The sequence below is a fragment of the Microbacterium oryzae genome, assembly GCF_009735645.1.
Classification (GTDB): domain Bacteria; phylum Actinomycetota; class Actinomycetes; order Actinomycetales; family Microbacteriaceae; genus Microbacterium; species Microbacterium oryzae.
Genome location: NZ_CP032550.1, coordinates 2,882,737 through 2,906,668 on the forward strand (window position 1 = coordinate 2,882,737; position 23,932 = coordinate 2,906,668).

General features: G+C 72.6%; 26 protein-coding genes and 1 tRNA gene. 17 read left to right on the forward strand and 10 right to left on the reverse strand.

Annotated features, from left to right (window positions below):
- Positions 1-37: 37 nt before the first annotated feature.
- The 3 genes from D7D94_RS13425 (at position 38) to ygfZ (ending at position 2,418) form a co-directional block, all read left to right on the forward strand.
- Positions 38-328 carry a hypothetical protein gene (locus D7D94_RS13425; protein WP_156243096.1) on the forward strand — a complete coding sequence of 97 codons (291 nt, stop codon included), beginning with the start codon at positions 38-40 and terminating at the stop codon, positions 326-328.
- A gap of 179 nt (positions 329-507) precedes the next feature.
- Complete coding sequence (locus D7D94_RS13430; RefSeq protein ID WP_156243097.1) at positions 508-1,113, forward strand: nitrobindin family protein; 606 nt, start codon at positions 508-510, stop codon at positions 1,111-1,113.
- Between the two features lie 204 nt (positions 1,114-1,317).
- Entirely contained in the window at positions 1,318-2,418 is a 1,101-nt protein-coding gene (ygfZ, locus tag D7D94_RS13435) for a CAF17-like 4Fe-4S cluster assembly/insertion protein YgfZ (protein ID WP_156243098.1), read from the forward strand.
- A gap of 45 nt (positions 2,419-2,463) precedes the next feature.
- On the opposite strand, the gene D7D94_RS13440 is transcribed toward ygfZ, so the two are convergent.
- Positions 2,464-3,285, reverse strand: coding sequence for a class I SAM-dependent methyltransferase (locus tag D7D94_RS13440; protein WP_156243099.1), 822 nt, complete (start codon positions 3,283-3,285; stop codon positions 2,464-2,466).
- A gap of 71 nt (positions 3,286-3,356) precedes the next feature.
- Here D7D94_RS13440 and D7D94_RS13445 point away from each other — a divergent pair, with 71 nt between their 5' ends.
- Positions 3,357-4,100, forward strand: a complete 744-nt coding sequence (locus D7D94_RS13445) for a phosphoglyceromutase (RefSeq protein WP_156243100.1) — start codon at positions 3,357-3,359, stop codon at positions 4,098-4,100.
- A 64-nt stretch (positions 4,101-4,164) separates the two neighbouring features.
- Here the strand turns inward: D7D94_RS13445 and phoU are convergent, their stop codons facing one another.
- Positions 4,165-4,863 carry a phosphate signaling complex protein PhoU gene (gene phoU, locus D7D94_RS13450; RefSeq protein WP_156243101.1) on the reverse strand — a complete coding sequence of 233 codons (699 nt, stop codon included), beginning with the start codon at positions 4,861-4,863 and terminating at the stop codon, positions 4,165-4,167.
- A 184-nt stretch (positions 4,864-5,047) separates the two neighbouring features.
- Between phoU and D7D94_RS13455 the strand changes: the two genes are divergently transcribed.
- Both D7D94_RS13455 and D7D94_RS13460 read left to right on the forward strand, forming a co-directional pair.
- Positions 5,048-6,235 carry a sensor histidine kinase gene (locus tag D7D94_RS13455; protein WP_156243102.1) on the forward strand — a complete coding sequence of 396 codons (1,188 nt, stop codon included), beginning with the start codon at positions 5,048-5,050 and terminating at the stop codon, positions 6,233-6,235.
- Between the two features lie 28 nt (positions 6,236-6,263).
- Entirely contained in the window at positions 6,264-6,947 is a 684-nt protein-coding gene (locus D7D94_RS13460; protein ID WP_156243103.1) for a response regulator transcription factor, read from the forward strand.
- A gap of 85 nt (positions 6,948-7,032) precedes the next feature.
- Here the strand turns inward: D7D94_RS13460 and D7D94_RS13465 are convergent, their stop codons facing one another.
- Positions 7,033-7,560 carry a DNA modification methylase gene (locus D7D94_RS13465; protein ID WP_216648671.1) on the reverse strand — a complete coding sequence of 176 codons (528 nt, stop codon included), beginning with the start codon at positions 7,558-7,560 and terminating at the stop codon, positions 7,033-7,035.
- A gap of 173 nt (positions 7,561-7,733) precedes the next feature.
- Between D7D94_RS13465 and D7D94_RS13470 the strand changes: the two genes are divergently transcribed.
- Positions 7,734-8,219 (forward strand): CarD family transcriptional regulator, encoded by a 486-nt coding sequence (locus D7D94_RS13470; protein ID WP_156243104.1) that lies wholly within the window; start codon positions 7,734-7,736, stop codon positions 8,217-8,219.
- A gap of 83 nt (positions 8,220-8,302) precedes the next feature.
- Positions 8,303-9,481 carry a 2-C-methyl-D-erythritol 4-phosphate cytidylyltransferase gene (ispD, locus tag D7D94_RS13475; protein ID WP_156243105.1) on the forward strand — a complete coding sequence of 393 codons (1,179 nt, stop codon included), beginning with the start codon at positions 8,303-8,305 and terminating at the stop codon, positions 9,479-9,481.
- A gap of 18 nt (positions 9,482-9,499) precedes the next feature.
- On the opposite strand, the gene D7D94_RS13480 is transcribed toward ispD, so the two are convergent.
- Together D7D94_RS13480 and D7D94_RS13485 are read right to left on the reverse strand one after the other, a co-directional pair.
- The gene (locus D7D94_RS13480) at positions 9,500-9,961 is read right to left on the reverse strand and encodes a GNAT family N-acetyltransferase (protein ID WP_156243106.1); all 462 of its coding nucleotides are present in this window, start codon (positions 9,959-9,961) and stop codon (positions 9,500-9,502) included.
- Positions 9,958-10,872 carry a DMT family transporter gene (locus D7D94_RS13485; RefSeq protein ID WP_156243107.1) on the reverse strand — a complete coding sequence of 305 codons (915 nt, stop codon included), beginning with the start codon at positions 10,870-10,872 and terminating at the stop codon, positions 9,958-9,960. The genes D7D94_RS13480 and D7D94_RS13485 overlap by 4 nt, the downstream gene beginning before the upstream one ends.
- Before the next feature lie 76 nt (positions 10,873-10,948).
- Here D7D94_RS13485 and cysS point away from each other — a divergent pair, with 76 nt between their 5' ends.
- Together cysS and rlmB are read left to right on the forward strand one after the other, a co-directional pair.
- Positions 10,949-12,343 (forward strand): cysteine--tRNA ligase, encoded by a 1,395-nt coding sequence (gene cysS / locus D7D94_RS13490; RefSeq protein WP_156243108.1) that lies wholly within the window; start codon positions 10,949-10,951, stop codon positions 12,341-12,343.
- A complete protein-coding gene (rlmB, locus tag D7D94_RS13495) occupies positions 12,336-13,310 on the forward strand; it encodes a 23S rRNA (guanosine(2251)-2'-O)-methyltransferase RlmB (protein WP_156243109.1) in 975 nt (324 codons plus the stop codon). Before cysS ends, rlmB begins: the two co-directional genes overlap by 8 nt.
- A gap of 404 nt (positions 13,311-13,714) precedes the next feature.
- Here the strand turns inward: rlmB and D7D94_RS13500 are convergent, their stop codons facing one another.
- Positions 13,715-14,995 (reverse strand): DUF4032 domain-containing protein, encoded by a 1,281-nt coding sequence (locus tag D7D94_RS13500; protein WP_156243110.1) that lies wholly within the window; start codon positions 14,993-14,995, stop codon positions 13,715-13,717.
- A gap of 73 nt (positions 14,996-15,068) precedes the next feature.
- On the reverse strand, positions 15,069-16,166 hold the full coding sequence (locus tag D7D94_RS13505; RefSeq protein ID WP_156243111.1) for an ABC transporter ATP-binding protein: 1,098 nt from the start codon (positions 16,164-16,166) through the stop codon (positions 15,069-15,071).
- A gap of 281 nt (positions 16,167-16,447) precedes the next feature.
- Here D7D94_RS13505 and D7D94_RS13510 point away from each other — a divergent pair, with 281 nt between their 5' ends.
- Both D7D94_RS13510 and D7D94_RS13515 read left to right on the forward strand, forming a co-directional pair.
- Positions 16,448-17,362, forward strand: a complete 915-nt coding sequence (locus D7D94_RS13510) for a DsbA family protein (RefSeq protein ID WP_156243112.1) — start codon at positions 16,448-16,450, stop codon at positions 17,360-17,362.
- 52 nt (positions 17,363-17,414) lie between these two features.
- Positions 17,415-17,490, forward strand: a tRNA-Thr gene (locus tag D7D94_RS13515).
- Positions 17,491-17,800: 310 nt separating this feature from the next.
- On the opposite strand, the gene D7D94_RS13520 is transcribed toward D7D94_RS13515, so the two are convergent.
- Positions 17,801-18,571, reverse strand: a complete 771-nt coding sequence (locus D7D94_RS13520; RefSeq protein WP_156243113.1) for a metal-dependent hydrolase — start codon at positions 18,569-18,571, stop codon at positions 17,801-17,803.
- Between the two features lie 308 nt (positions 18,572-18,879).
- On the opposite strand from D7D94_RS13520, the gene D7D94_RS13525 reads away from it, so the two are divergent.
- A complete protein-coding gene (locus tag D7D94_RS13525; protein WP_156243114.1) occupies positions 18,880-19,167 on the forward strand; it encodes a hypothetical protein in 288 nt (95 codons plus the stop codon).
- Between the two features lie 52 nt (positions 19,168-19,219).
- Here the strand turns inward: D7D94_RS13525 and D7D94_RS13530 are convergent, their stop codons facing one another.
- Together D7D94_RS13530 and msrB are read right to left on the reverse strand one after the other, a co-directional pair.
- Positions 19,220-19,783 (reverse strand): nitroreductase family protein, encoded by a 564-nt coding sequence (locus D7D94_RS13530; RefSeq protein WP_156243115.1) that lies wholly within the window; start codon positions 19,781-19,783, stop codon positions 19,220-19,222.
- Entirely contained in the window at positions 19,780-20,181 is a 402-nt protein-coding gene (msrB, locus tag D7D94_RS13535) for a peptide-methionine (R)-S-oxide reductase MsrB (protein WP_156243116.1), read from the reverse strand. The genes D7D94_RS13530 and msrB overlap by 4 nt, the downstream gene beginning before the upstream one ends.
- Positions 20,182-20,254: 73 nt before the next feature.
- Here msrB and D7D94_RS13540 point away from each other — a divergent pair, with 73 nt between their 5' ends.
- The 4 genes from D7D94_RS13540 (at position 20,255) to groL (ending at position 23,839) form a co-directional block, all read left to right on the forward strand.
- Positions 20,255-21,235 carry a DUF2332 domain-containing protein gene (locus D7D94_RS13540; protein ID WP_156243117.1) on the forward strand — a complete coding sequence of 327 codons (981 nt, stop codon included), beginning with the start codon at positions 20,255-20,257 and terminating at the stop codon, positions 21,233-21,235.
- Positions 21,236-21,270: 35 nt separating this feature from the next.
- Positions 21,271-21,543 (forward strand): DUF3263 domain-containing protein, encoded by a 273-nt coding sequence (locus D7D94_RS13545; protein WP_156243118.1) that lies wholly within the window; start codon positions 21,271-21,273, stop codon positions 21,541-21,543.
- A gap of 9 nt (positions 21,544-21,552) precedes the next feature.
- Positions 21,553-22,092: a LytR C-terminal domain-containing protein gene (locus D7D94_RS13550; protein WP_156243119.1), complete on the forward strand. Its 540-nt coding sequence runs from the start codon at positions 21,553-21,555 to the stop codon at positions 22,090-22,092.
- Between the two features lie 127 nt (positions 22,093-22,219).
- The gene (groL, locus tag D7D94_RS13555; protein WP_156243120.1) at positions 22,220-23,839 is read left to right on the forward strand and encodes a chaperonin GroEL; all 1,620 of its coding nucleotides are present in this window, start codon (positions 22,220-22,222) and stop codon (positions 23,837-23,839) included.
- The last annotated feature ends 93 nt before the right edge of the window (positions 23,840-23,932 follow it).

The following is a 23,932-nucleotide window of genomic DNA, read 5'->3' on the forward strand; positions in this document are numbered from 1 at the left end:
CGCCGCACGCGCAGGGTCATCCGCGACAATGGACGGCATGACCGATCCCGACGTCGCTCCGCGCAGGTTCCCCCTCGGCTTCGTCGTGACGTGGGGATTCGCGTTCCTCGCGGCGATCGCGATCGGGGCCTTCGCGCCGGCCGCCGATCAGGCGGGCTGGTTCGCCGTGGGCGCCGGGGCCACGCTGCTCGTCGCGTTCGCGGCGGAGCTGCGGGTCGGGCAGGCGCGCGGCTTCATCTTCCGCGTCGCGGCGGCGGCGGTCGGCGGCGTGGTGCTGCTCGGCGCGCTGTCGGCCCTGTTCAGCCTCGCCGCGATCGTCCCCGACTGAGTCCGCCCGGCGGTCGCCGCGCCTCGCCGGAGCGGACTAGACTGAGCCCATGGATCTCGTCGCCCTCGAACTGTTCTTCGTCGGCCTGCTGGGCCTCGCGAGTCTCGCGATCGCCTTCTGCTCCGGCGCAGTGATCGTCAACCTCTTCCGCGGCCAGCGCTGAGTCAGGGCGGAGCCTCGTGATCGAGATTCCGACCGACCTCCCCGCCGACCTCGTTCCGCTGTCCTGGCTGATCGGCGTGTGGGAGGGAACCGGCGTCGTCGACTACCGGGTCGGCGACACGCACTTCGAGGGTGAGTTCACCCATCGCGTGAGCTTCAGCCACGATGGCGGCCCGTACCTGAACTACGCCGCGACCGCGTGGCTCGCCGCCGACGGGGAGCGTCCTGCGCAGCAGCTCGTCGCCGAGACGGGCTTCTGGCGCCTCTCGCGACCCGCCACCGCCGCCACCCCCGGGCCCGGCCTGCTGCCCGCCCTCGAGACCGCGCCCATCCGCACCGCCGACGATGTCGAGCAGCTGCGCACGGACGGCGGCGGATTCGAGATCGAGGTCAACCTCGTCCACGCCGACGGCGTCAGCGAGCTGTACCTGGGCGAGGTGAAGGGCCCGCGCATCGACATCGCCACGGACGCCGTCGTGCGCACCGCGGGCGCGAAGCCGTATGCGGCCGCGACCCGCATGTACGGCCTCGTCGACGGGCACCTGCTGTGGGCGTGGGACATCGCCGCACTCGGCCGCGAGCTCGGCTCGCACGCCTCCGCGCGCCTCGCCCGCGTCGACTGAGCCCCCATGCGTCGGGCCGCCTCCGCCTGTCGGAGGGCTCCGCGCTCGCGAGACTAGCGCTGGTCGTCGAGACCAGCGCCGGGAACGCTAGCCTCGACGCCCGGCGCTAGGGCTGGTGTTCCCGGCGCTAGGACCGGCGCTCCGGACGCCAGGCACGTGTCGGGCGCCGAGCCGCCTCGGAGCCGGGTGGCGGACAATGGGAGCATGACCGATCCCTTCTCCCAGCTGCCCGGTGCCGTGAACGGCGACGAGGGCGTCGAGCACTTCGGCGACCCGGTCCGCGAGCAGCGCCGCCTCCTCGCGGGCGACGCGATCGTGCCGCGCGGGGACCGCGCCGTCGTGCGGGTCGCGGGGGAGGACCGTCTCACCTGGCTCGACTCCATCACCTCCCAGGCGCTGAAGCGGCTCACGCCGGGTGAGAGCACCGAGCTGCTCGTCCTCGACCCGCACGGGCACATCGAGCACGCCGCGGCGGTCGTCGACGACGGCGAGGCGGTCTGGCTCATCGCGGACGCGGGCGACGCCCCGAAGCTCGCGAAGTGGCTCGGCATGATGCGCTTCCGTGCGCGCGTCGAGGTCGCCGAGCGCCCCGACCTCAGGGTCGTCGGATTCGTCGCGGGCGGCGCGGCCGAGGAGCGGGCCGTCGGCGCCGCGCTCCACCCGGCGGACCGGCCGCTCGTCTGGCGCGACCCGTGGACGGGCGTCGGTCAGGGCGGATGGCAGTACGCCCGCGTCGAGGAGCACCCCGGCACGCAGCTGGCGTGGGCCGAGGCGATCGTCGACGAGGCGGGGGCCGCCGCCCTCGCCGAGCACGGCGACGTCGCCGGACTGCTCGCGGCCGAGGCCCTCCGCATCGCCGCATGGCGACCCCGCTGGAGCCGCGAGGTCGACGAGCGCTCGCTGCCGCACGAGACCGACTGGCTGCGCAGCGCCGTGCACCTCGACAAGGGCTGCTACCGGGGTCAGGAGACCGTCGCCAAGGTGCACAACCTCGGCCACCCGCCGCGCCGCGTGGCGATGCTGCACCTCGACGGGAGCGAGAGCGTTCTGCCCGCGCCCGGCGCGGTGGTGCGCGACGGGGAGAGCGAGGCGGGGCGCATCACGTCCGTCGCGCGCCATCACGAGCTCGGACCCATCGCGCTCGCCGTGCTGACCCGGCGCACACCCGCCGACGCCCCGCTCGTCGTCGACGTCGACGGGGTGGCCGTCGCCGCCGCGCAGGAGGTCGTGGTGCCCGCCGACGCGGGGGCCACGGCCGAGGTGCCGCGCATCACGCGCCTCTCGCGCCGCCCGCTCGCCCAGTAGGCGGCGCGTCCGCGCCGCGCTGCCCGCCGAGCGGGGAGCGTGCGCTCACTCCGCCGGCGCGACCGCCGACCAGGGCAGGGTGATCTCGCCGAGGCGCCAGCGGCGCGGCGCGCGCGCGATCGGCCATCCGCCGCGACGCAGCGCGTCGACCGTGGCCAGCCACCGCTGCACGGGGCCGAACGTCGACAGTGGCGCCGCGCGCTCCCATTCACTGTCGAGCGCCTGCAGGAACGCGTGGACCGGCTCGCCGGGCACATTGCGGTGGATGAGGGCCTTGGGCAGCCGCTCGGCGACGACGCCGGGCCGCTCCAGCTGCGCGAGACGCAGCGAGACGGAGAAGCGGAGCGGCTCGCCCGACGGCGCGACGTCGACCCACGACGAGATGCGCCCGAGCTCATCGCACGTGCCCTCCACCAGCACCCCCTCCGGAGCCAGGCGCTCCGCCATCCGGCCCCACGCGCCGCGCACCTCGTGCTCGTCGTACTGGCGCAGCACGTTGAACGCGCGGATCACAGCCGGGCGTCGCCCGCCCTCGAGGGGCACCTCGAAGCCGCCGCGCGCAAACGACACGGGCAGGTCCGCCGCGAACACGGTGCGCCCCGCCCGCACCTCCTCGAGCTGGGCCCGCGCACGCGCCACCCGCTCGGGGTCGATCTCCAGCCCGCGCACCGCGACGTCCGGCCGCGCGCGGCGCAGACGGCTCGCGAGCTCGAACGCCGTCACCCCGCTCGCGCCGAAGCCGAGATCGACGACGAGCGGATGGTCGGCGTCGCGCAGGGCGGGATGGGCGGCGATCCAGCGGTCCACGCGACGGAGCCGATTGGTGCCGGTGGTGCCGCGGGTGGGGCGGCCCTCGGTCGTCGGCATGCCTCCATTCTCGCCCGCCGTCGACGGCGCCGCCGTCGGCCGCCCCGCCGCGGCTCGGTAGCATGGCGGGTATGACGCACACCCTGATCCTGCTCCGCCACGGGCAGAGCGACTGGAACGAGAAGAACCTCTTCACCGGATGGGTCGACGTCCGACTCACCGAGCAGGGGAAGCGCGAGGCTCAGCGCGGCGGGGAGCTGCTGCGCGAGCAGGGCGTCCTGCCCGACATCCTGCACTCCTCGGTGCTGAGCCGGGCCATCCAGACCGCCGACATCGCGCTCGACGCGGCCGACCGTCTGTGGATCCCCGTCAAGCGCTCGTGGCGCCTCAACGAGCGCCACTACGGCGCGCTCCAGGGCAAGGACAAGGCGCAGACGCTCGCCGAGTTCGGCGAGGAGAAGTTCATGGAATGGCGCCGTTCGTTCGACGTGCCGCCGCCCGTGATCGACCCCGAGGACGAGTACGCCCAGACGCACGACCCGCGCTACGTCGGCATCGACGGCGAGATCCCCGGCACCGAGTCGCTGAAGATCGTCATCGACCGCCTGCTGCCGTACTGGGAGGGCGAGATCGTCCCCGATCTCAAGGCCGGCAAGACCGTGCTCGTCGCCGCTCACGGCAACTCGCTGCGCGCGCTCGTGAAGCACCTCGACGGCATCAGCGACGACGACATCGCCGGCCTCAACATCCCGACCGGCATCCCGCTCGTGTACGAGCTCGACGACGACATGAAGCCGACCGGCGCGAGCCGCTACCTCGACCCCGAGGCTGCCGCCGCCGGTGCCGCCGCCGTCGCCGCGCAGGGCAAGAAGTGACGCGCTGACTCCGCACGACGAAGCGCCCCGCCGATCGGCGGGGCGCTTCGTCGTGCGGGGCGGCTCAGACGCCGAAGTGCGAGGTGCGCTCGTCGGCGGCGGCGATCTCCGGATCCGTGGACCCGGTCCAGTCGCCGGTGGCGAGGTAGACGATCTTCTTCGCGATCGAGACCGCGTGGTCGCCGAAGCGCTCGTGGTAGCGGCTGGCGAGCGCGGCGTCGATGACGTGGCCGACGTCGCCGGAGAACGCCTCGCTCAGCACCTTCTCGTAGACGGTGGCGTGCAGCTCGTCGATGAGGTCGTCGGCGTCGCGGATCTGCGCGGCAAAGGCGAGGTCCTGCGTGCGGAGCAGCTCGACGAGGGTGCGCGCGACGCTGACGTCGAGCTTGCCCATCTTCACGAAGGTGCTCTTCAGGCCCTTCGGGATGGCCCGCTCGGGGAAGCGGGAGCGCGCCAGCTGCGCGATGTGCTCGGCGAGGTCGCCCATCCGCTCGAGCGACGCGCTCGTCCGCAGTGCGCTGACGATGATGCGCAGATCGCGCGCCACCGGCTGCTGCATGGCGAGGGTGTCGATCGCGAGCTCGTCGACCGAGAGCGCGAGCTCGTCGATGCGCGCGTCGTCGGCGATGACCTCCTCGGCGAGCGACACGTCGCCGGTCTCGAAGGCGATCGTCGCCTTGTCGATGGCCACGGTGACCAGCTCGGCGATCTCGACCAGCCGGGTCTGAATGTCCTCGAGGGCCTGGTGGAAGACTTCGCGCATCGGGCGAACCTTTCGTCGGTGTCGGATCTGCCGCAGGCGGCGGCGGTCGCACGTCCAGCGCGCTCGGCGATCCTCGACCTCGAAGGTGAACGGCCGGTGCACGCGGGGTGAACACTGGGTCGAGGCTACCTCGCACGAGCCCGTTCGCAGGGGAGGGCTCTCGGCTGCACTCTACTCTGGAGACATGCACTCCACGCAGCTCGGGCTGCTCGCGCTCGCCCTGGGGATCCTCCTCGGCGTCGGGGTGACTCTGGTCGTGGTGCTCGCGTTCCGCGCGCGCGAGCGCGCGCTGCGGGAGCAGAGCCGAGCGGTGCCACCCGCGCTCATCGCCGCGCTCGACGTGATCGACGACGCGAGCGCGATCGTCGACGCCTCCGGCGCCGTGGTGGCCGTCTCCGCGCCGGGCACGTGGCTGGGCCTCACCCCCGGGCAGGGGCTGCACGAGGCCGAGCTGCGCGAGCTCGTCAAGGCCGCGCGGCTCGGCGGCGGCGCGCAGACGCAGACGATGCGGATCCGGCGGGGGCGCATCTCCGACGAATCGCGGCTGGTCGTGGCCCGCGCCGCGAGGATCGCCGACCGCCTCACCCTGCTCATCGTGCGCGACATCTCCGAGCAGGAGCGCCTGCAGCAGATGCGGCAGGACTTCATCGCCAACACCAGCCACGAGCTGAAGACGCCCGTCGGCGCGATCGGGCTCCTCGCCGAGGCGATGGATTCCGCGTCCGACGATCCGGATCAGGTGCGCCGCTTCGCCGGTCGCATGTCGGCAGAGGCCCGGCGCCTCGGCGAGCTCACCGCGCGCATCATGAACCTGTCGAAGCTGCAGGCAGCCGACGAGCTCACCGAGGTCGGCGACGTCGCGATCGACGAGGTCGTCGCCGCGGCGATCGAGCAGTACCAGGTGCAGGCCGGCTCCGCCGAGGTCGTCCTCGTGCGCGGCGGGGATCGCGGGCTGCACGTCCGCGGATCCGCGACCATCCTCGTCGAGGCGCTCGGCAACCTGATCGCCAACGCCATCGCCTACTCGCCCCGCGGATCGCGCGTGGGGATCGGCGTGCGCGGCACGGCCGAGGCCGTGGAGATCGCCGTGACCGACCAGGGCATCGGCATCGCCGAGGCCGATCAGCAGCGCGTGTTCGAGCGCTTCTACCGCGCTGATCAGGCCCGCTCCCGCCGCACGGGCGGCACGGGCCTCGGGCTCGCCATCGTCAAGCACGCGGTCAGCCGGCACGGCGGGGAGGTGCGGCTGTGGTCGCAGCCCGATCGCGGGTCGACGTTCACCATCCGGCTCCCGCGCACGGATGCGCCGCTGACCGGCGAGATCCCGGGACGACGCAAGAAGAAGGGCTCCCGCGCGGTCGACGCCGCGTGAGGGCAGCCCACGGAAGGAAAGAGGACGAATGACGCGTGTGCTGCTGGTGGAGGACGAGCCCGATCTCGCCGACCCGCTCGCCTACCTCCTGCGCCGGGAAGGGTACGACGTGGAGATCGCGGAGGACGCCGACACCGCGCTCGCCTCCTTCCGGAGGGAGGAGCCAGCGGTAATCCTGCTCGACCTCATGCTGCCGGGCATGCCCGGCACCGAGGTGTGCCGTCAGGTGCGCACGACCTCCGCGGTGCCGATCATCATGCTCACCGCGAAGGACTCCGAGGTCGACATCGTCGTGGGGCTCGAGCTGGGGGCCGACGACTACGTCACCAAGCCGTACTCCGCTCGGGAGCTGCTGGCCCGCATGCGCGCGGTGATGCGGCGCACGGCGCCCGCGGAGGCGGATCTCGACGAGCGCGTGCTGCAGGGCGGGCGCGTGACGCTCGACATCGACCGGCACACGGTCGCGGTCGACGGCGCCCCGATCAACATGCCGCTGAAGGAGTTCGAGCTGCTCGAGGTGCTGATGCGCAACTCCGGTCGCGTGCTCACCCGCGGGCAGCTCATCGACCGCGTGTGGGGCAGCGACTACTTCGGCGACACCAAGACGCTCGACGTGCACATCAAGCGCATCCGCTCCCGCATCGAGGTGACCCCGAGCGAGCCGGCGATGCTGGTGACGGTGCGCGGCCTCGGCTACCGCTTCGAGGGCTGAGCGCTACCGCCAGCGCCGAGTGCGCAGGGAAGGGGCCGAGCGGGAGGATCTCCGCTCGGCCCCTTCTCGCGCAGTGCGCGAGGTGTCAGTGCTCCTCGCCCTCGACGGGCGCGGGCGTCTCCTTCTCGCAGTCGCTGGAGCCGTTGCCGGGAACGAGGTCCTCGAACTGCTCGAGGCAGCCATTCAGCACGGGCACCTCGGCCAGGACGCCCTCGGCGTCGCCGGACTGGAAGTAGATGGGGAGCGTGGCGCCCGGGATGGTGTCGATCGCGTCGAGGAGCAGCGGGTCCTCGGCGGTCGTGCCCAGGCTCACCACGGAGTCGGCCGGCACGCGGACGGTGGTCGACTCGTCGCCCCACTCGAGGGTGAGGGTCTCGCTGCTGTCGGTGCGGTTCACGAGGGCGGCGGCGAGGTTGCCCTGCTCGCCCTCGTCGTCCGCGATCACGACCGCATTGCGGATCTCGATGGGCGCGCCCTCCGCGTCGGGCACTGAGACGCCGTCGGACGGGGAGTAGGAGATCGTCGTCGCCTGCGAGGTGACGGCCTGGCAACCCGTGGCTCCCAGGATGACGAGGCCGGCAAGGGCGGCGGACGCGAGTGCGCGCGAGTTCACGGATCCTCCAGATGGTGCGGCGTCGCCCGTCGAGCGGACGCTTCCAGCCCATCCTAAAGGGATGAGCGGGGTTCCCGTGGTCACGGATGGCCCCGCGAGCGTCGCGGAGGGCGGCGAACCTTAGTGCATCCTCAGCTGTGATATCCTGGAGATCGCCGAAAGGACACATTTCTATGCTTTTTGAGGTTGGCGAGACCGTCGTCTACCCCCACCACGGGGCCGCGACGATCACCGAAGTCAAGACCCGCGTCATCAAGGGCGAGGAGAAGATCTACCTCAAGCTGAACGTCACGCAGGGCGACCTCGTCATCGAGGTTCCCGCCGACAACGTCGACCTGGTCGGCGTGCGCGACGTCATCGGCCAGGAGGGGCTCGACAAGGTCTTCGAGGTGCTGCGTGCGCCGTTCACCGAGGAGCCCACGAACTGGTCGCGCCGCTACAAGGCGAACCTCGAGAAGCTCGCCTCGGGCGACGTGATCAAGGTGAGCGAGGTCGTGCGCGACCTGTGGCGTCGGGACCAGGACCGCGGGCTCTCCGCGGGCGAGAAGCGGATGCTCGCGAAGGCTCGGCAGATCCTCGTCTCCGAGCTCGCGCTTGCGGAGAAGGTCGAGGAGGAGCGGGCAGTCGAACTCCTCGACGAGGTGCTCGCGAGCAGCTGACGCGCTCCACGCGATCCCCGAACGGCCCGGCTCACCCCTCGGTGACCCGGGCCGTTCGCCGTCTCCACGGGTAGCGTGAGGGCGTGACCACCTTCGCGCCCTCGCCCCGTGTCGCCGTCATCGTCGTCGCCGCCGGATCCGGTACCCGCCTCCAGGCGGGCGCTCCGAAGGCCTTCGTCGGACTCGACGCGCAGACGATCCTGCATCACTGCCTGCGCGGCGTGTTCGATGCGCGGTCCGCGCAGGTCGTCATCGTCGCGCCCGAGGAGCGGGTGGGCGAAGCGCTCGCCGATGCGCAGGACGCCGCCGGAGAACGCCGCGACCTCGTCTCCGTCGTCGCCGGCGGCCGCACGCGCCAGGAGTCGGTCGCGGCCGGGCTCGCCGCCGTCTGGCCCGACGTCGAGATCGTCCTCGTGCACGACGCCGCCCGCGCACTCGCGCCCGCCGCGCTCATCGATCGGGTCGTCGCCGCCGTGGAGCGGACCGGGTGGGGAGTCGTGCCGGTGCTGCCCGTCGTCGACACCATCAAGCAGGTCGAGGGCGAGACCGTGACGGCCGTCGTCGACCGCTCGCAGCTGGCGGCCGCGCAGACGCCGCAGGGCTTCCGACGCGACGTGCTGGGGGCCGCGTACCGGGTCGCCGACACCGAGTACACCGACGACTCCGCGCTCGTCGCGGCCGCCGGCCATCCGATCGCCACGGTGACGGGCGACCAGCGCGCGTTCAAGATCACGACCCCCGACGACCTCGAGCGCGCGCGCTCCCTCATCGGCGCGCCCCGCGCCATCCCCGCCCTGCCGCGCGTCGGCGTGGGGACCGACGTGCACGCCTACGGCGGCGAGGGTGCGCTGTGGCTGGCGGGCCTCGAATGGCCGGGCGAGCGGGCGCTGTCGGGGCACTCCGACGGCGACGCCGTCTCGCACGCGATCGTCGACGCGCTGCTGTCGGCGGCGGGTCTCGGCGACATCGGCGGCCGCTTCGGCACCGACCGGCCGGAGTTCGCCGGGGCGCACGGCGCCGCCTTCCTCGCCGACACCCGCGCGCACCTCGCCGCCGAGGGCTGGGCGATTGGCAACGTCTCGGTGCAGGTGCAGGCCGCGCGCCCGAAGTTCGCCCCCCGCCGCGCGGAGGCCGAGGCCGCCCTGTCGGCCGCGCTCGGCGGTGCTCCCGTCAGCGTCGCGGCGACGACCACCGACGGCCTCGGCTTCACGGCCGACGCCGGTGTGCAGGCGTTCGCCGTGGCGGTCGTCTACCGCCGCTGAGCGGCCGGACGCCGCGCGTCAGAGTGCGCGCGTCATGAAGGTCGACAGCGGGTCCGGCCGGTAGTCGTCGAACGGCGCGCACGTCACGAAGCCCTCGCCGCCGTAGAGCCGTCGCGCGGGCAGGAACGCCGCGTCGCTGCCGGTCTCCAGCCACAGCGACGTCATGCCGCGGGCGCCGGCTTCCGCGATGATGTGCCGCAGCAGGGCGCGGGCGACGCCGCGACCGAGGTGGGCGGGCGCCGTGCGGAACGACTTCAGCTCGCCGCGTTCGGCGTCGAGGACCTTGAGCGCGCCGATCCCCGCCACCTCGTCGTCGATCCGCGCCGCCCAGACCGTCACGGAGGGATCTCGGAGTCCGGCGAGATCGAGCGCGTGCACGCTCTCCGCGGGGGTGCCCGCGAGCATGCCGGCGAGGTGCAGCTCGGCGAGCGCCCGCGTGGCGGGCTCGTCGAGGTCGGCGGGGCGGATGGCGATGGTCATCGGGTCTCCTGTCGGACGTTCCGGGGGCGACGGGCTCCCCAGGCGATGAGGGCGAGGCCCGAGGCCAGCACGACGAGCCCGGCGGCCCCGAGCGGAGCGAGCCGCTCGCCGAGGACGGCGATGCCGAGCACGGTCGCGGTGAGGGGCTCCGCGAGGGTCAGGGTCGCGGCCGTCGCCGCCTGCACTGCCTGCAGGCCCCAGGTGAACGCGGCGTAGGCGAGCGTGGTCGTGCCCAGTCCCAGCCAGAGGGCCACGGCCATCCCGCGCGGCTCGCCGAGCCACGACGCGTCCTGCGTGAGCAGCAGGGCGACCGCGAGCACAGCCGCGACGGCCCCCGCCGCGCCCATGATGGTGAGCGGTCGCCATCCGCCGTCGAGCAGTCGACGCTGCGACACCGTGAAGACCGCGAACGACGCGCCGGCGCCCACCGAGGCGGCCACGCCGAGCGGCGAGGTGCTGGCCTCGGTCTGCCCGCCGAAGGCGAGGACGGCGACCCCGGCGGTGGCGAGCGCCGTCGCCGTGAGCCAGAGGCCGCCGGGGGAGCGGCGCGTGAGCGCCCACTCGAGCGTGCCGGCCAGCACGGGCGACGAGCCGAGGGCGATGACGGTGCCGACGGCGACGCCGTTGATCGACGTGCCGAGGAAGAACAGCGGCTGGTAGGAGAACAGGCAGGTGCCCGCGAGCGCCATGAGAAGCGCCGCGCGCCCGGTGAGGCGCGGCGAGCCGGCGGGACCGCGCGCCCGCCCGCGCGCGCCGGCGGCCGCGGCGACCAGCGCGAGCGCCACGCCGCCGACCGCGACGCGAACGGCTCCCACGCCGAGCGGGGTCGTGCCGTCCGGACCGAGCGCCTGCGTGGTGCCGGTGGTGCCGAACAGCACCGCGGCGGCGAGCACGGCGAGAACGGGGAGCACCCTACGGTTCTACACGGCCAGACGCGGACGGCCCATTCGCCGGGGCTCGGCGGGGCACGGCCAGTAGTCTGAGGGGGTGACCCTCCGGCTGTACGACTCCCGCGCGCAGGCCCTGCGCGACTTCGCGCCCCTCGACCCGGAGAACGTGACCCTCTACGTCTGCGGGCCGACCGTGCAGTCCGGGCCGCACATCGGCCACATGCGCGCCGCCCTCGCCTTCGACCTGCTGCGGCGCTGGCTGGCGGCGCGGCATCCCCGCGTGACCTTCGTGCGGAATGTCACCGACATCGACGACAAGGTGCTCGCGAACGCGACGGACGACGAGCCGTGGTGGGCGCTCGCGTACCGCACCGAGCAGGAGTTCTCCGCCGCGTACGCGGCCATCGGCATCCTCCCGCCGACGTACGAGCCCCGCGCCACGGGATCGATCCCGCAGATGCAGGAGCTCATCCAGGAGCTCGTCGACCGCGGGCACGCCTACGCCGCCGGGGGCGACGTCTACTTCGATGTCCGCTCCTGGCCCGGCTACGGAGCCCTCACGCGCCAGTCGGTCGACGCTATGGAGGACGCCGCCGACGCCGACCCGCGCGGCAAGCGCGACCCGCACGACTTCGCGCTCTGGAAGGGCGCCAAGGAGGGCGAGCCGGGCAGTGCGACCTGGGCCTCGCCGTGGGGCGAGGGGCGCCCGGGATGGCACATCGAGTGCTCCGCGATGGCGCGCCGGTACCTCGGCGCCGAGTTCGACATCCACGGCGGCGGGCTCGACCTGCGCTTCCCGCATCATGAGAACGAGCTCGCCCAGTCGACCGCGGCCGGCGACGCCTTCGCCCGCTACTGGGTGCACAACGGCCTCGTGACGGTGGACGGCCAGAAGATGTCGAAGTCGCTGGGCAACTTCACGCTCGCGTCCGATGTGCTCGCCGCGCAGGACCCGCTCGTCGTCCGGTACGCGCTCGCCGCGGCGCACTACCGCTCGAACCTCGATCTCACCGAGTCGTCGTGGCGGGAGGCGGACGCCGCGCTCTCGCGCATCCGCACGTTCCTCGAGCGCTTCCTGCGCGCGCATGAGGCCGGCGCCGACGCGGCCGCGCTTCCGGAGGCGTTCGTCGCCGCGATGGACGACGACCTCGGGGTGCCCCAGGCGCTCGCGGTCGTGCACGAGACGGTGCGCGCGGGGAACACCGCCCTCGATGCGGGCGACGAGGCGGGTGCGCGGGGCGCGTTCTCAGCCGTCTCCGCCATGATGGATGTCCTGGGTCTGGATCCGCTCGGCGCACTCGCGCAGGCATCAGGTGACGGACCCGCGGCGGAGTCCCTCTCCGCGCTCGTCGAGCAGCTCATCGCTCAGCGTGCGCAGGCGCGCGCCGCGAAGGACTGGGCCGGTGCCGACCGCATCCGCGACGCGTTCGCGGCCGCGGGCATCGCCCTGGAAGACACCGCACACGGAACCACTTGGAGTATCAATGGCTAAGCCAGGACGGCCCGGCGCCGCGAAGGGCAAGAAGGGCCCCACGAAGGGCACCGGCGGGAAGAACCGCCGCTCGCTCGAGGGCAAGGGCCCGACCCCGAAGGCCGAGGACCGGCCGTACCACGTCGCGCACAAGCGCAAGCAGTCGGCAGAGCGCCTGAACGCGAAGCGCGGCGGCGGCGCGCAGAAGCCCGCGCAGCGCAGCGCGCGCCCGAAGGACGACACCGAGAACGTCACCGGGCGCAACAGCGTGCTCGAGGCGCTGCGCGCGAAGATCCCCGCGACCGCCCTCTACATCGCGCAGCGCGTGGAGATGGACGACCGCGTCAAGGAGATGCTCGTCATCGCGCGCAACCGCGACATCCCCGTGCTCGAGGTCACCCGGCCCGAGCTCGACCGGATGGCCGGGTTCGACGGCGTGCACCAGGGCGTCGCCCTCAAGGTGCCGCCGTACGAGTACGCGCACCCGCAGGATCTCCTCGAGGAGGTCATCGACCGCGGTCGCACGCCGCTGTTCATCGCCCTCGACGGCATCACCGATCCCCGCAACCTGGGCGCGATCATCCGCTCGACCGGCGCGTTCGGCGGCCACGGCGTCATCGTGCCGCAGCGACGTTCGGCCGGCGTGAACTCGGCCGCGTGGAAGACGAGCGCCGGCGCCGCCGCGCGCATCCCCGTCGCGATCGCGCCGAACCTCACCACCACGCTCAAGGAGTTCAAGAAGCAGGGCGTGTTCGTGCTCGGACTCGACGGCGAGGGCGACGTGTCGCTGCCGTCCATCGAGCTCGCCGACCGCCCCGTCGTGATCGTCGTCGGCAGCGAGGGCAAGGGCCTCTCGCGCCTCGTCACCGAGACCTGCGACCAGGTCGTGTCGATCCCGATCTCCGACGTCACCGAGTCGCTGAACGCGGGCATCGCCGCGTCCGTCGCGCTGTACCAGGTGTCGACGATCCGGGCCGCTCAGGCGTAGTCCGCCGCTTCGCACCCGAAGGCCCCGGTCCGATCGGACCGGGGCCTTCGGCGTACCGGGGCGCTGGGCCGCGCAGGCGCGAGTGCTCCGAGACCGCCTGCGCGCTCCCAGGCCGCATGAATGCTCCGAGAACGCGTGCAGCGCACGAAGTCTCGGAGCGTCGGCGCGCGGAAGGCGGAGCGGAGGCGCGGTCTCGGCGCGAAGGCGCGGTATCCGAGGGATGGCGCGATGTCGTTCGCGTGGTCCGCGAGCGAGCAGGCGGTCTCCGAGCGAGGACACGGCGAGGTGCCGTGGGCGGGCGAGGCGGCTGGGCGAGCGTGGTGCCCCGGGCGAGCGCGGTGCCCCGACGGCTGCTCGAGCCACAGCGGATGGCCCCGCTCGCGTGAGCGGGGCCATCCGCCGGGTCAGACGAGGTCGCGCCAGTCGCGAGTGGGGCCGGTCGTCGACATCGTCGAGGTGAGCGTCTCGGTGAGGGGGCCCATGATCGTGGCCTCGTCGCGGCGATGCCGGAGCACGTCGCGGATGTAGCTCGTGAGGGTCTCCGCGAGCGGCACCGAGGCGCCGCGCTGCTGCGACAGGTGCCAGCGGTGCTCGAGCACCTGATGGAACACCTCCGCCGGCTCGAGCTTCGTGCGCAGCTCGTACGGGATGGCGCGGACCACGGGCTCGAAGACGCGGGTGAGCCACTCGTGCGCCGCCACGTCCTCGTCACGGCTGCGCGCGGTGCGCGACCGGTACTCGTCGAGGTCGTTGAGCAGACGGCGGGCCTGGTTCTCCTCCGCATCGAGGCCGGTGAGCCGGAGGAGCCGACGCCGGTGGTGGCCCGCGTCGACGACCTTCGGCTGGATGGACACGCGCGTGCCCTCGGGATCCGTCTCGATGGTCATCTCGTCGATGTCGAAGCCGAGGGCGTTGAGCCGCTCCACCCGCTCGGTGATGCGCCACGCCTCGGTGAGGGCGAACGACTCCGCCTCGGTGAGGGCCGACCACAGCTCGCGGTAGGTGGCGACGAGCTGGTCGGCGACCTCGACCGCGTCCACGCCGATCTCCACGCGGCCGCCGGCCTCGAGATCCATGATCTCCCCGGCGATGTTCGTCCGCGCGATGTCGATGTCGTGCTCGCGCTGGCCATCCGTCAGCCCGCCCTCGTAGATGTCGCCGGTCTCGGCATCGACGAGGTACGCGGCGAACGCGCCCGCGTCGCGGCGGAAGAGGGTGTTGGAGAGCGAGACGTCGCCCCAGCGGAAGCCCACCTTGTGCACGCGCACGAGGAGCAGCGCCAGGGCGTCGACGAGCCGCGTGGCGGTGTCGGGGCGCAGCGTCTGCGTGAAGAGCGCGCGGTACGGCATCGAGAACTTGAGGTGCGCGGTGACGAGGGCCGCCGGCAGCGGCCGCCCCTGCTCGTCGGCGCGCCCGTCGATGACGGCGACCCGACGCACGCACGGCGCCTCGAGACGCTGCAGCGCGCCCAGCAGGTCGTACTCGCGCTGCGCCATCTCCGCGGTCGTCTCCTTGACGGCGATGACGGTCTCCGACAGCTGGCTGAAGCGCACGATGTGGCGCGAGATGCCCTTCGGCAGCTTCACGATGGCGCTGCTGGGCCACTCCGCGAGGGGGATGCGCCAGGGCAGCGTCAGCAGCTGAGGGTCGATCTCGGCGGCGGTGATGCGGAGGGAGTCGGGCATGTACACGATCCTCTCGCAGAAACGCCGACGGCGCGGCCGGACCAGGAGGTCCGACCGCGCCGCGGTGCGAGGGTCACGCCGAGGCGATGGCCTTGTCGAGCAGGCGCTCGCCGGTCTCCGCGTCGAAGACGTGGATGTGGTCGGGCGTCGGCAGCAGCGAGACGGTCTCGCCGGCCATGGGGTGCGAGCGGCCGTCGACGCGTGCGACGATCTGCGCGTCGGAGCCCTCGACGTGACCGTAGAGGTAGCCGTCCGCGCCGAGCTCCTCGACGAGGTCCACCTTGACGGCGAGGCCGTCGGCGCCGCCGGGGCCGACGATGAAGTCCTCGGGGCGGATGCCGACGGTGACCTGCGAGCCGTGCGCGCGGTTGAGCGCGGTGGACTCGACGGGGACCACGCGCGTGCCGAAGGCGATGCCGCCCTGGGCGATGGGGGCCGGGAAGAGGTTCATCGCGGGCGAGCCGATGAAGCCGGCGACGAACACGTTGTTCGGCTTCTCGTACAGGTCGCGAGGGGTGCCGACCTGCTGGAGGACGCCGTCCTTGAGCACCGCGATGCGGTCGCCCATGGTGAGCGCCTCGGTCTGGTCGTGCGTGACGTAGACCGTGGTGACGCCGAGGCGGCGCTGCAGCGATGCGATCTGCGTGCGGGTCTGCACGCGGAGCTTGGCGTCGAGGTTCGACAGCGGCTCGTCCATGAGGAACACCTGCGGCTCGCGGACGATCGCTCGTCCCATCGCGACGCGCTGACGCTGACCACCCGAGAGGGCCTTCGGCTTGCGGTTGAGGTACTGCTCGAGGTCGAGGAGCTTCGCCGCCTCCTGCACGCGCTTCGCGCGCTCGTCCTTGTTGACGCCGGCGATCTTGAGCGCGAAGCCCATGTTCTCGGCGACGGTCATGTGCGGGTACAGCGCGTAGTTCTGGAAGACCATCGCGATGTCGCGGTCCTTCGGCGGCACGTCGGTGACGTCGCGGTCGCCGATGAGGATGCGGCCGTCGTTGACCTCCTCGAGGCCCGCGAGCATGCGCAGCGACGTGGACTTGCCGCAGCCCGAGGGGCCGACCAGGACGAGGAACTCGCCGTCGCCCACTTCGAGGTTGAGGTTGTCCACCGCGGGGCGCGTGCCGCCCGGGTAGAGCCGCGTGGCGTCGTCGAAAGTGACACTGGCCATGACTGTTCTCCTTCACCGGCAGGTACGTGCCGGACGATCCGTAGTGAATGGAATCGACGGGGTGAGCCGCCGCAGGTCCGTCGTTGGACCTGGGGACAGTATGGCATCGATCGGCGACTTTCGGGGGAGTCGCTTTCCGACCCAGCGGATGGCGGTGGCCCCGCCGGTGGGAAAGGCGGCATTCGTGCACCTGGTGCGTGGGTGTTTCTCAGTGACCCGCTCTAGCATCGTCGAGGTCGACCGCCCTGAACCCGAGGCGGCGAGGGGGAGTGCAGCAGGCGATGACGAACGAGAATCCGATCGTTCCCGCGGGCAGCGAGCGACGCGACGCCGTGCGGGAGAAAGCGCAGAAGGTCCAGGCCAGGCAGACGCGAGCGAAGGCGCTGCGTCGCGGCGGGATCGCGCTGGTGATCGTCGCGGCCGTCGCCGCCATCGCCTTCGCGGTGACGAGCGCCGTGCTCCCCGCACTCAACCGGCCGACGCTGTCGCCCGAGAACCTCGACGACAACGGTCTGGTCGTGGGGAAGGGCGATGACCTCACGCCCATGGCCACGACCTCGCTGCAGACCGAGGAGCCGGCTCCCGAGGCCGACAGCGCCTCGGGCTCGTCCGCGTCGTCGGTGAGCATCCGCGTGTACGTCGACTACCTCTCGGAGGGGTCGGCGGAGTTCGAGCAGACCAATGCCGCGCAGCTCGCCGAGTGGGTCTCGCAGGGTGCGGCGGATCTCGCCTACCACCCCGTCGCCCTCCTCACCGCGAAGTCCAACGGCACCAAGTACTCCCTGCGCGCAGCCGGCGCCGTCGCCTGCGTGCGCACGCACTCGCCCGAGGCCGCGCTCGCCTACAACCACGCTCTGCTGGTCGATCAGCCCTCCGCCGACAGCGACGGCTACACCGACGACGAGCTCGCCTCCATGGCCGCCGCCGTCGGCGCCGACGACGCGGACGCCGTGCGCGACTGCATCGAGAACGAGGACTTCGTCACCTGGGCGAGCGACACCACGCAGGACGTGCTGCAGAAGCCGCTGCCCGACACCGACGGCGTCGAGCTCGCCGGTGCGCCGATGATCCTCGTGAACGGCCGGCCCTACCAGGGCCAGCTCGACGACCCGGCCGAGTTCGCGCAGTTCGTGCTCACGGTGTCGAGCGACGCGTACTACTCCACCGCGACGCCGACGCCCGCGCCCGCCGAGTAGCGGGAGCGGCCGTCGCGCGACGGTATGCTTTCCTGGTCCCTTCGGGGCCATCGCCGGCTTAGCTCAGTTGGTAGAGCACCTGTCTTGTAAACAGGGGGTCATCGGTTCGAACCCGGTAGCCGGCACCACATTTCTCCGCGTGGACGCGAGTGCTCTCGCCGTCAACTATGCTGATCGGCGAGCGAATCCTTCACGCCGTGCGTTTCCCAGAGGCGCGTGCGGGGACCGCTCGTCGCAGGGCCAATCGGGGGCGTAGTTCGGCTACGACACACGCCTGCCCTGCCGGCGCCTCTCCTGGGTGAAGACCCCCCGGGGAGGCGTCGTCATCTCACCCGCGACACCTCACCTCGGGCGCGAGACCTCGTCCGCCGCACGCGGTCTCGCGCACGGCATGAGGTCTCGCGGGAAGGGCAGGGGCAGGGCGCCCGAGCGAGCGGGTCAGCTCCCCAGGCGGATGGCCGTGGCGGCTTCCGCGCAGATTCCCCAGAGCGCGTAGGCGCCGAGTGCGAGGGCGAGCAGCTTCTCGCGCCCCGACCCCGTGTCGCCGAGCACCGGCACCGCGACGCCGCCGCCACGCAGCCAGACGTGGCGCAGCAAGGGAGTGCGCCGCGCCCACCGGGGCGCGGGGATGCGGATCGGCCAGAGGAACGGCACGCCGCCGGTCGTCAGCAGATCGCCGACGATATGCGCGACGTAGCCGACGCCGAGGCACCAGGGCAGCCACGTCAGCTGCTCGGGAGCGAGCAGGCCCGCGATGGCGCCGAGCGCCGCGCCGCCGAGCCAGGCCGGCCCCCAGCGCCGCGCGATGCGGAGTGCCTTGAGTGCGGGCGCGGTGCACGCCGCGACGGCCAGCGCGACGCCGAGAAGGAACGGCTCCGCGTCGCCGCCGGGCTGCCAGACGAGCTGGCCGAGGAAGCGCATGCCGATCATCACTGCGACGACCGCCAGCAGCGAGTGCATGCCCTTGCGGTGCCCGCCGGACACCGCGCCGAGCACCTCGGCGGCCAGTCGCCCGGCGACGGGAACCGCACGGGCCACGGTCGCGCTGTGGTGATCGGCATCGGGCAGGAGCGCCGCCCCCGCGGCGATGGGCGCGCCGAGGAGGACCGCGGCGGGCGTCAGCTCGTGGACGCCGACGGCGGGAAGGGCCGTGGCAGTGAGCGCGATCCAGGCGGCGGCACCGCTGGCGGCGTGAGAGGTCCCCATCATGGCGGCGGGCGCTCCTTCGAGAGGTCGAGGCGAATGCGCGTCACGCCGTCGGGACGATCGCCAGGCTACGTCCGACCGCCGACATCGCCGGGGCGGCGCGAGCGCCGATCCCGGACATCTGGCGCCCTCTCAGCCCCACTCGGGTAGACTGACGGGAGCTTGCAGTGCGAACTCGCCGCCTCTCACGGCCCTCGCCTCAGCTCACCGGCCCAGCGCCATCCGCCGCACCGAAGCGAGCGGGAGTCGCCGCGGCCGTCGCATCCGGGCCATCCGCCCGCGGGTGCCCGCAACAGACGAGAAGAGTGAACATGACCATGCCCCGCCTCCACGACCCGCACCATACCGGCGAGCCGCTTGCCTGGAAGCAGGCGGCAGACGACGTCTTCGTCGCCACGCACGCCGGCGAGTTCGCCGGGTTCGTGACGATCGACGGACACCGCCACTTCGCCCACGACCGCCACAGCCTTCCGATCGGGGAGTACGCCTCCCTCGCTGCCGCCCTCGGCGTGCTCGAGGAGCGCGCGAAGCCGGCCTCGGCCGCCGCGCGCGTGCGCTCGACCCGCACCCGCCGTCGCGCGCGCTCCGCGCTCGTCTGAGCGCGACCCGCCCGGGCTCGACCCTGCTGAGCGCGACCCGCCCGGGCTCGACCTAGCGGGCGTCCCCGCCGGGCATCCGCCCGAGCACGCGGTCGGGGTCGACCGCCGCGCGGAACGCCTCCCGTTCGCGGGGCGGGCGCCCGCCGACGTAGAGCCAGCCGAGCAGCTTCTCGCGGCGCGTGAGGCCGTGCGCCTTCGCGACAGCGGCGGCGCGGACGAATCCGCCGGTGCGCCACATGACGCCCCACCCCGCCTCGTCGAGGAGCAGGCTCAGCATGTGCGCGACGCCCGATGCCACCGCCTCCTGCTCCCACTCCTCGACCTTGTCGCTCGGCTGGGGGCTCGAGACGATCGCGATGAGAAGCGGCGCGCGCAGCGGCTTCATGGAGGGGCCGTCGCCGGTCGCCTCGCCGATGGCCCGGCCGAGGCGCAGCCGATCGTCGCCGCGCAGCTCGATGAGCCGCCACGGCGTGAGATTCGCGTGGTCGGCGACGCGCGAGGCCGCCGCGATGAGGGGCAGCAGCTCCTCGCGCGTGGGTGCGTCGTCGGTGACCTTCGACCAGGAGCGTCGGGCTCGGACGGACTCCAGCGCCGAGCCCGAGGTCGGCGTGCTCACGCCTCTGGCGTGAAGTTCAGCGACAGCGAGTTCATGCAGTAGCGGTCGCCGGTCGGGGTGCCGAAGCCGTCGGGGAAGACATGGCCGAGGTGCGAGCCGCAGTCCGCGCAGCGGACCTCGGTGCGCACCATCCCGTGGCTGCTGTCCTCGAGCAGCTGCACGGCCTCCGGCCGGACCGACTCGTAGAAGCTCGGCCATCCGCAGTGCGAGTCGAACTTCGTGCCGCTCTGGAACAGCTCCGAGCCGCACGCCGCACACGTGTAGAGACCCGCGCGCTCCTCGTCGAGGAGCTCGCCCGTCCACGGCCGCTCGGTCCCGGCCTCACGCAGCACCGCGTACTGCTCGGGCGAGAGCTCCTCGCGCCACTGCTCATCAGACTTCTCGACCTGGTACGACATGCCTCGATTCTACTGCCGCGGCGGATGGCCCGGGCCGGCCGGGTGGGCGGTCGCACGGGGGAGAATGGCCGGGATGGACGAGGTCGAGCAGGTCAGGGAGCGCTTCGCGCGCTTCGCCGCGGAGGAGGCCCCCGGGCGCTCGCACGTGTACGAGGAGTGGGCGCTCCGCGTCGCGTCGGACGACGCGCTCGCCGCCGTTCTCGCGCGCATTCCGGCCGCGCACCGCCAGCCGCCGCTCGTGTTCGCCGTCACGCGGCTGCTCGGCGCTCCGCTCGACGCGGCGGAGTGGGCCGCCTTCGTCTTCGCCCGCGCCGACGACATCGTCGCCGAGTGCGCTGCCCGCAGCCTGCAGACCAACGAGCCGCTGCGGTGCGCGGCGCTGCTCCCCGCCCTGTCGCTCATCGACGGGCCGATCGCCCTCCTCGAGCTGGGCGCCTCCGGCGGCCTGTGCCTGTACCCCGACCGCTACTCCTATCGCTACGCCGTCTCCTCCGGCGAGGGGATGGCGGTGGATCCGGTGGATGGACCGTCTCGCGTCGTGCTCGCTGCAGAGTGGGACGGACCGCCGACGCCGCTGCGGATGCCCGAGGTCGTGTGGCGCGCGGGCATCGACCTGGAGCCGCGCGACCCGCACAGCGATGCCGACCGCACCTGGCTCACGACCCTGGTGTGGCCGGGGGAGGAGGGGCGGCGCGAGCGCATCGAGACGGCCCTCGACATCGCGGCAGCCGCTCCGCCGCTGCTGGTGTCGGGCGACGCGGGCGACGCGGCCCTCCTCCGTGCCGTCGCCGCCGGCGCTCCCCGTGAGGCGACGCTCGTCGTCTCGACGCCCGGCGTGCTGCCGTACCTGCCGCGCGCGCGCCGCGACGCCCTGATCGCCGCCATCCGGGAGATGGACGCGCGGTGGATCACGCTGGACGCTCCCGGTCTGCATGACGGATGGACCGCGCCGATCGATCGCGGCGCGTGGCCCGGCGGCTTCGCGCTCGCCCTCGACGGGCGAGTGCTCGCCGCGGCCGACCCGCTGGGCGCGCGCGTCGCGTGGCGAGCCTGAACGAGGGCGGCCCTCGGCGGTCGTAGCCTCGGACAATGCCGTCCGCACGCGACCTCGATGACCGCGCCCGCGCCATCCTCGCCTTCGAGGCGAGCTGGAACGGGCACGGCGGCGCGAAGGAGGAGGCGATCCGCGCGCAGCTCGGGCTGACGCCGGCGCGGTACTACCAGCTGCTCGGCCGGCTCATCGAGACCGAGGCGGCGCTCGCCGCGGACCCGCTGCTCGTGCACCGGCTGCGTCGCGTGCGCGACGAGCGCACGGCAGCGCGCCTCCGCGTCGCCAGCGGATCCACCGAGACCGCCCGATAGCATCGAGGGATGCCGAGCAGCTACCCCCGGGACCGCTTCGACGAGATCCCCCGCACATCGGGGCGCGTCGGCGCGCATCGCGCGGAGAACCCCGGGATGAGCACGGCCGCGATGCTCCTGTGGGCGGCGGTCGCCACGGTCGTGCTCATGATCGTGGGCATCGTCGTCTTCCTGCAGCTCTCGCACCAGAGCACGGCACCGACCGCGTCGACCCCGTCGTCGACCGTGCAGACCACGGATCCCGTGGTCGACACCTCCTACTCCGTGCTCGTCCTCAACGGCACCGCCACCGAGGGCCTCGATGACGAGGTCGCCGACCAGCTCACGGCGGCCGGATTCGCCGAGGACGCTCTCACGACCGCCGACTCGGAGACGACCGACTTCGAGGCGACGACCGTGTTCTACGCGGCCCCCGAAGACGAGGCGGCCGCCCGCGGTCTCGCCGAGGCGATCGGCACGGCGCAGGTGGCCGAGAGCACCACCTACAGCGCTGAGGGCGAGAAGCAGCTGACGGTCGTCGTGGGGCTGGACCGCGCGGCCGCGCGCTGACCGGCACCCCTCCCGATCCGCCGCGATTCCGGCTTGCACTCGATGGGGTCGAGTGCCAAAATGGCATTAGCACTCCCGTTGAGAGAGTGCTAAACCCATACCTACGTCCGGGAGGGACGACAAACACATGGCAAAGATCATCGCTTTCGACGAAGAGGCCCGTCGCGGCCTCGAGCGCGGCCTCAACACGCTGGCCGACGCCGTCAAGGTGACGCTCGGCCCGCGTGGTCGCAACGTCGTACTCGAGAAGAAGTGGGGCGCTCCCACCATCACGAACGACGGCGTCTCCATCGCCAAGGAGATCGAGCTCGACGACCCGTACGAGAAGATCGGCGCTGAGCTCGTCAAGGAGGTCGCGAAGAAGACCGACGACGTCGCCGGTGACGGCACGACGACGGCCACCGTCCTCGCCCAGGCGCTGGTCCGCGAGGGCCTCCGCAACGTCGCCGCAGGCGCCGACCCCATCAGCCTGAAGCGCGGCATCGAGAAGGCCGTCAAGGCCGTCACCGACGAGCTGCTCTCCAGCGCCAAGGAGATCGAGTCCAAGGAGCAGATCGCGGCCACGGCCTCGATCTCCGCCGCTGACCCCTCGATCGGCGAGCTGATCGCCGAGGCGATCGACAAGGTCGGCAAGGAGGGCGTCGTCACGGTCGAGGAGGCCCAGGCCTTCGGCACCGAGCTCGAGCTCACGGAGGGCATGCGCTTCGACAAGGGCTACCTGAACCCGTACTTCGTCACGGACCCGGAGCGCCAGGAGGCGGTCTTCGAGGACCCGTACATCCTCATCGCGAACCAGAAGATCTCCAACATCAAGGACCTTCTGCCCGTCGTCGACAAGGTGATCCAGTCGGGCAAGGAGCTCGTCATCATCGCCGAGGACGTCGAGGGCGAGGCGCTCGCGACCCTGGTGCTGAACAAGATCCGCGGCATCTTCAAGTCGGTCGCCGTCAAGGCTCCCGGCTTCGGCGACCGTCGCAAGGCGCAGCTGCAGGACATCGCGATCCTCACCGGCGGCCAGGTCATCACGGAGGAGGTCGGCCTCAAGCTCGAGAACACCGACCTCGACCTGCTCGGCCGTGCCCGCAAGGTCATCATCACCAAGGACGAGACCACCATCGTCGAGGGCGCCGGCGAGGCGGACCAGATCGAGGGCCGCGTCACGCAGATCCGTCGCGAGATCGAGAACACCGACAGCGACTACGACCGCGAGAAGCTCCAGGAGCGCCTCGCGAAGCTCGCCGGCGGCGTCGCCGTCATCAAGGCGGGAGCCGCGACCGAGGTCGAGCTCAAGGAGCGCAAGCACCGCATCGAGGACGCTGTCCGCAACGCGAAGGCGGCCGTCGAGGAGGGCATCGTCCCCGGTGGTGGCGTCGCGCTCATCCAGGCCGCCAAGGTGGCGTTCCAGGGCCTCGAGCTCTCGGGCGACGAGGCGACCGGTGCGAACATCGTGAAGATCGCGATCGAGGCTCCGCTCAAGCAGATCGCCCTCAACGCGGGCCTCGAGCCCGGCGTCGTCGCGAACAAGGTCGCCGAGCTCCCCGTGGGCCAGGGCCTCAACGCCGCGACCGGCGAGTACGTCGACCTGTTCGCCGCGGGCATCATCGACCCGGCGAAGGTCACGCGCTCCGCGCTGCAGAACGCCGCGTCGATCGCCGGCCTCTTCCTCACCACGGAGGCCGTCGTCGCCGACAAGCCGGAGAAGGCAGCCGCCGCTCCTGCCGACCCCACGGGCGGCATGGACTTCTGACCCCCGACGGGTCGGGGCCGGTGACGGCCTGACGTCCATTCACACGAAGGGCCCCTCCGCGAGGAGGGGCCCTTCTGTGCGTCCGGGGGCTGC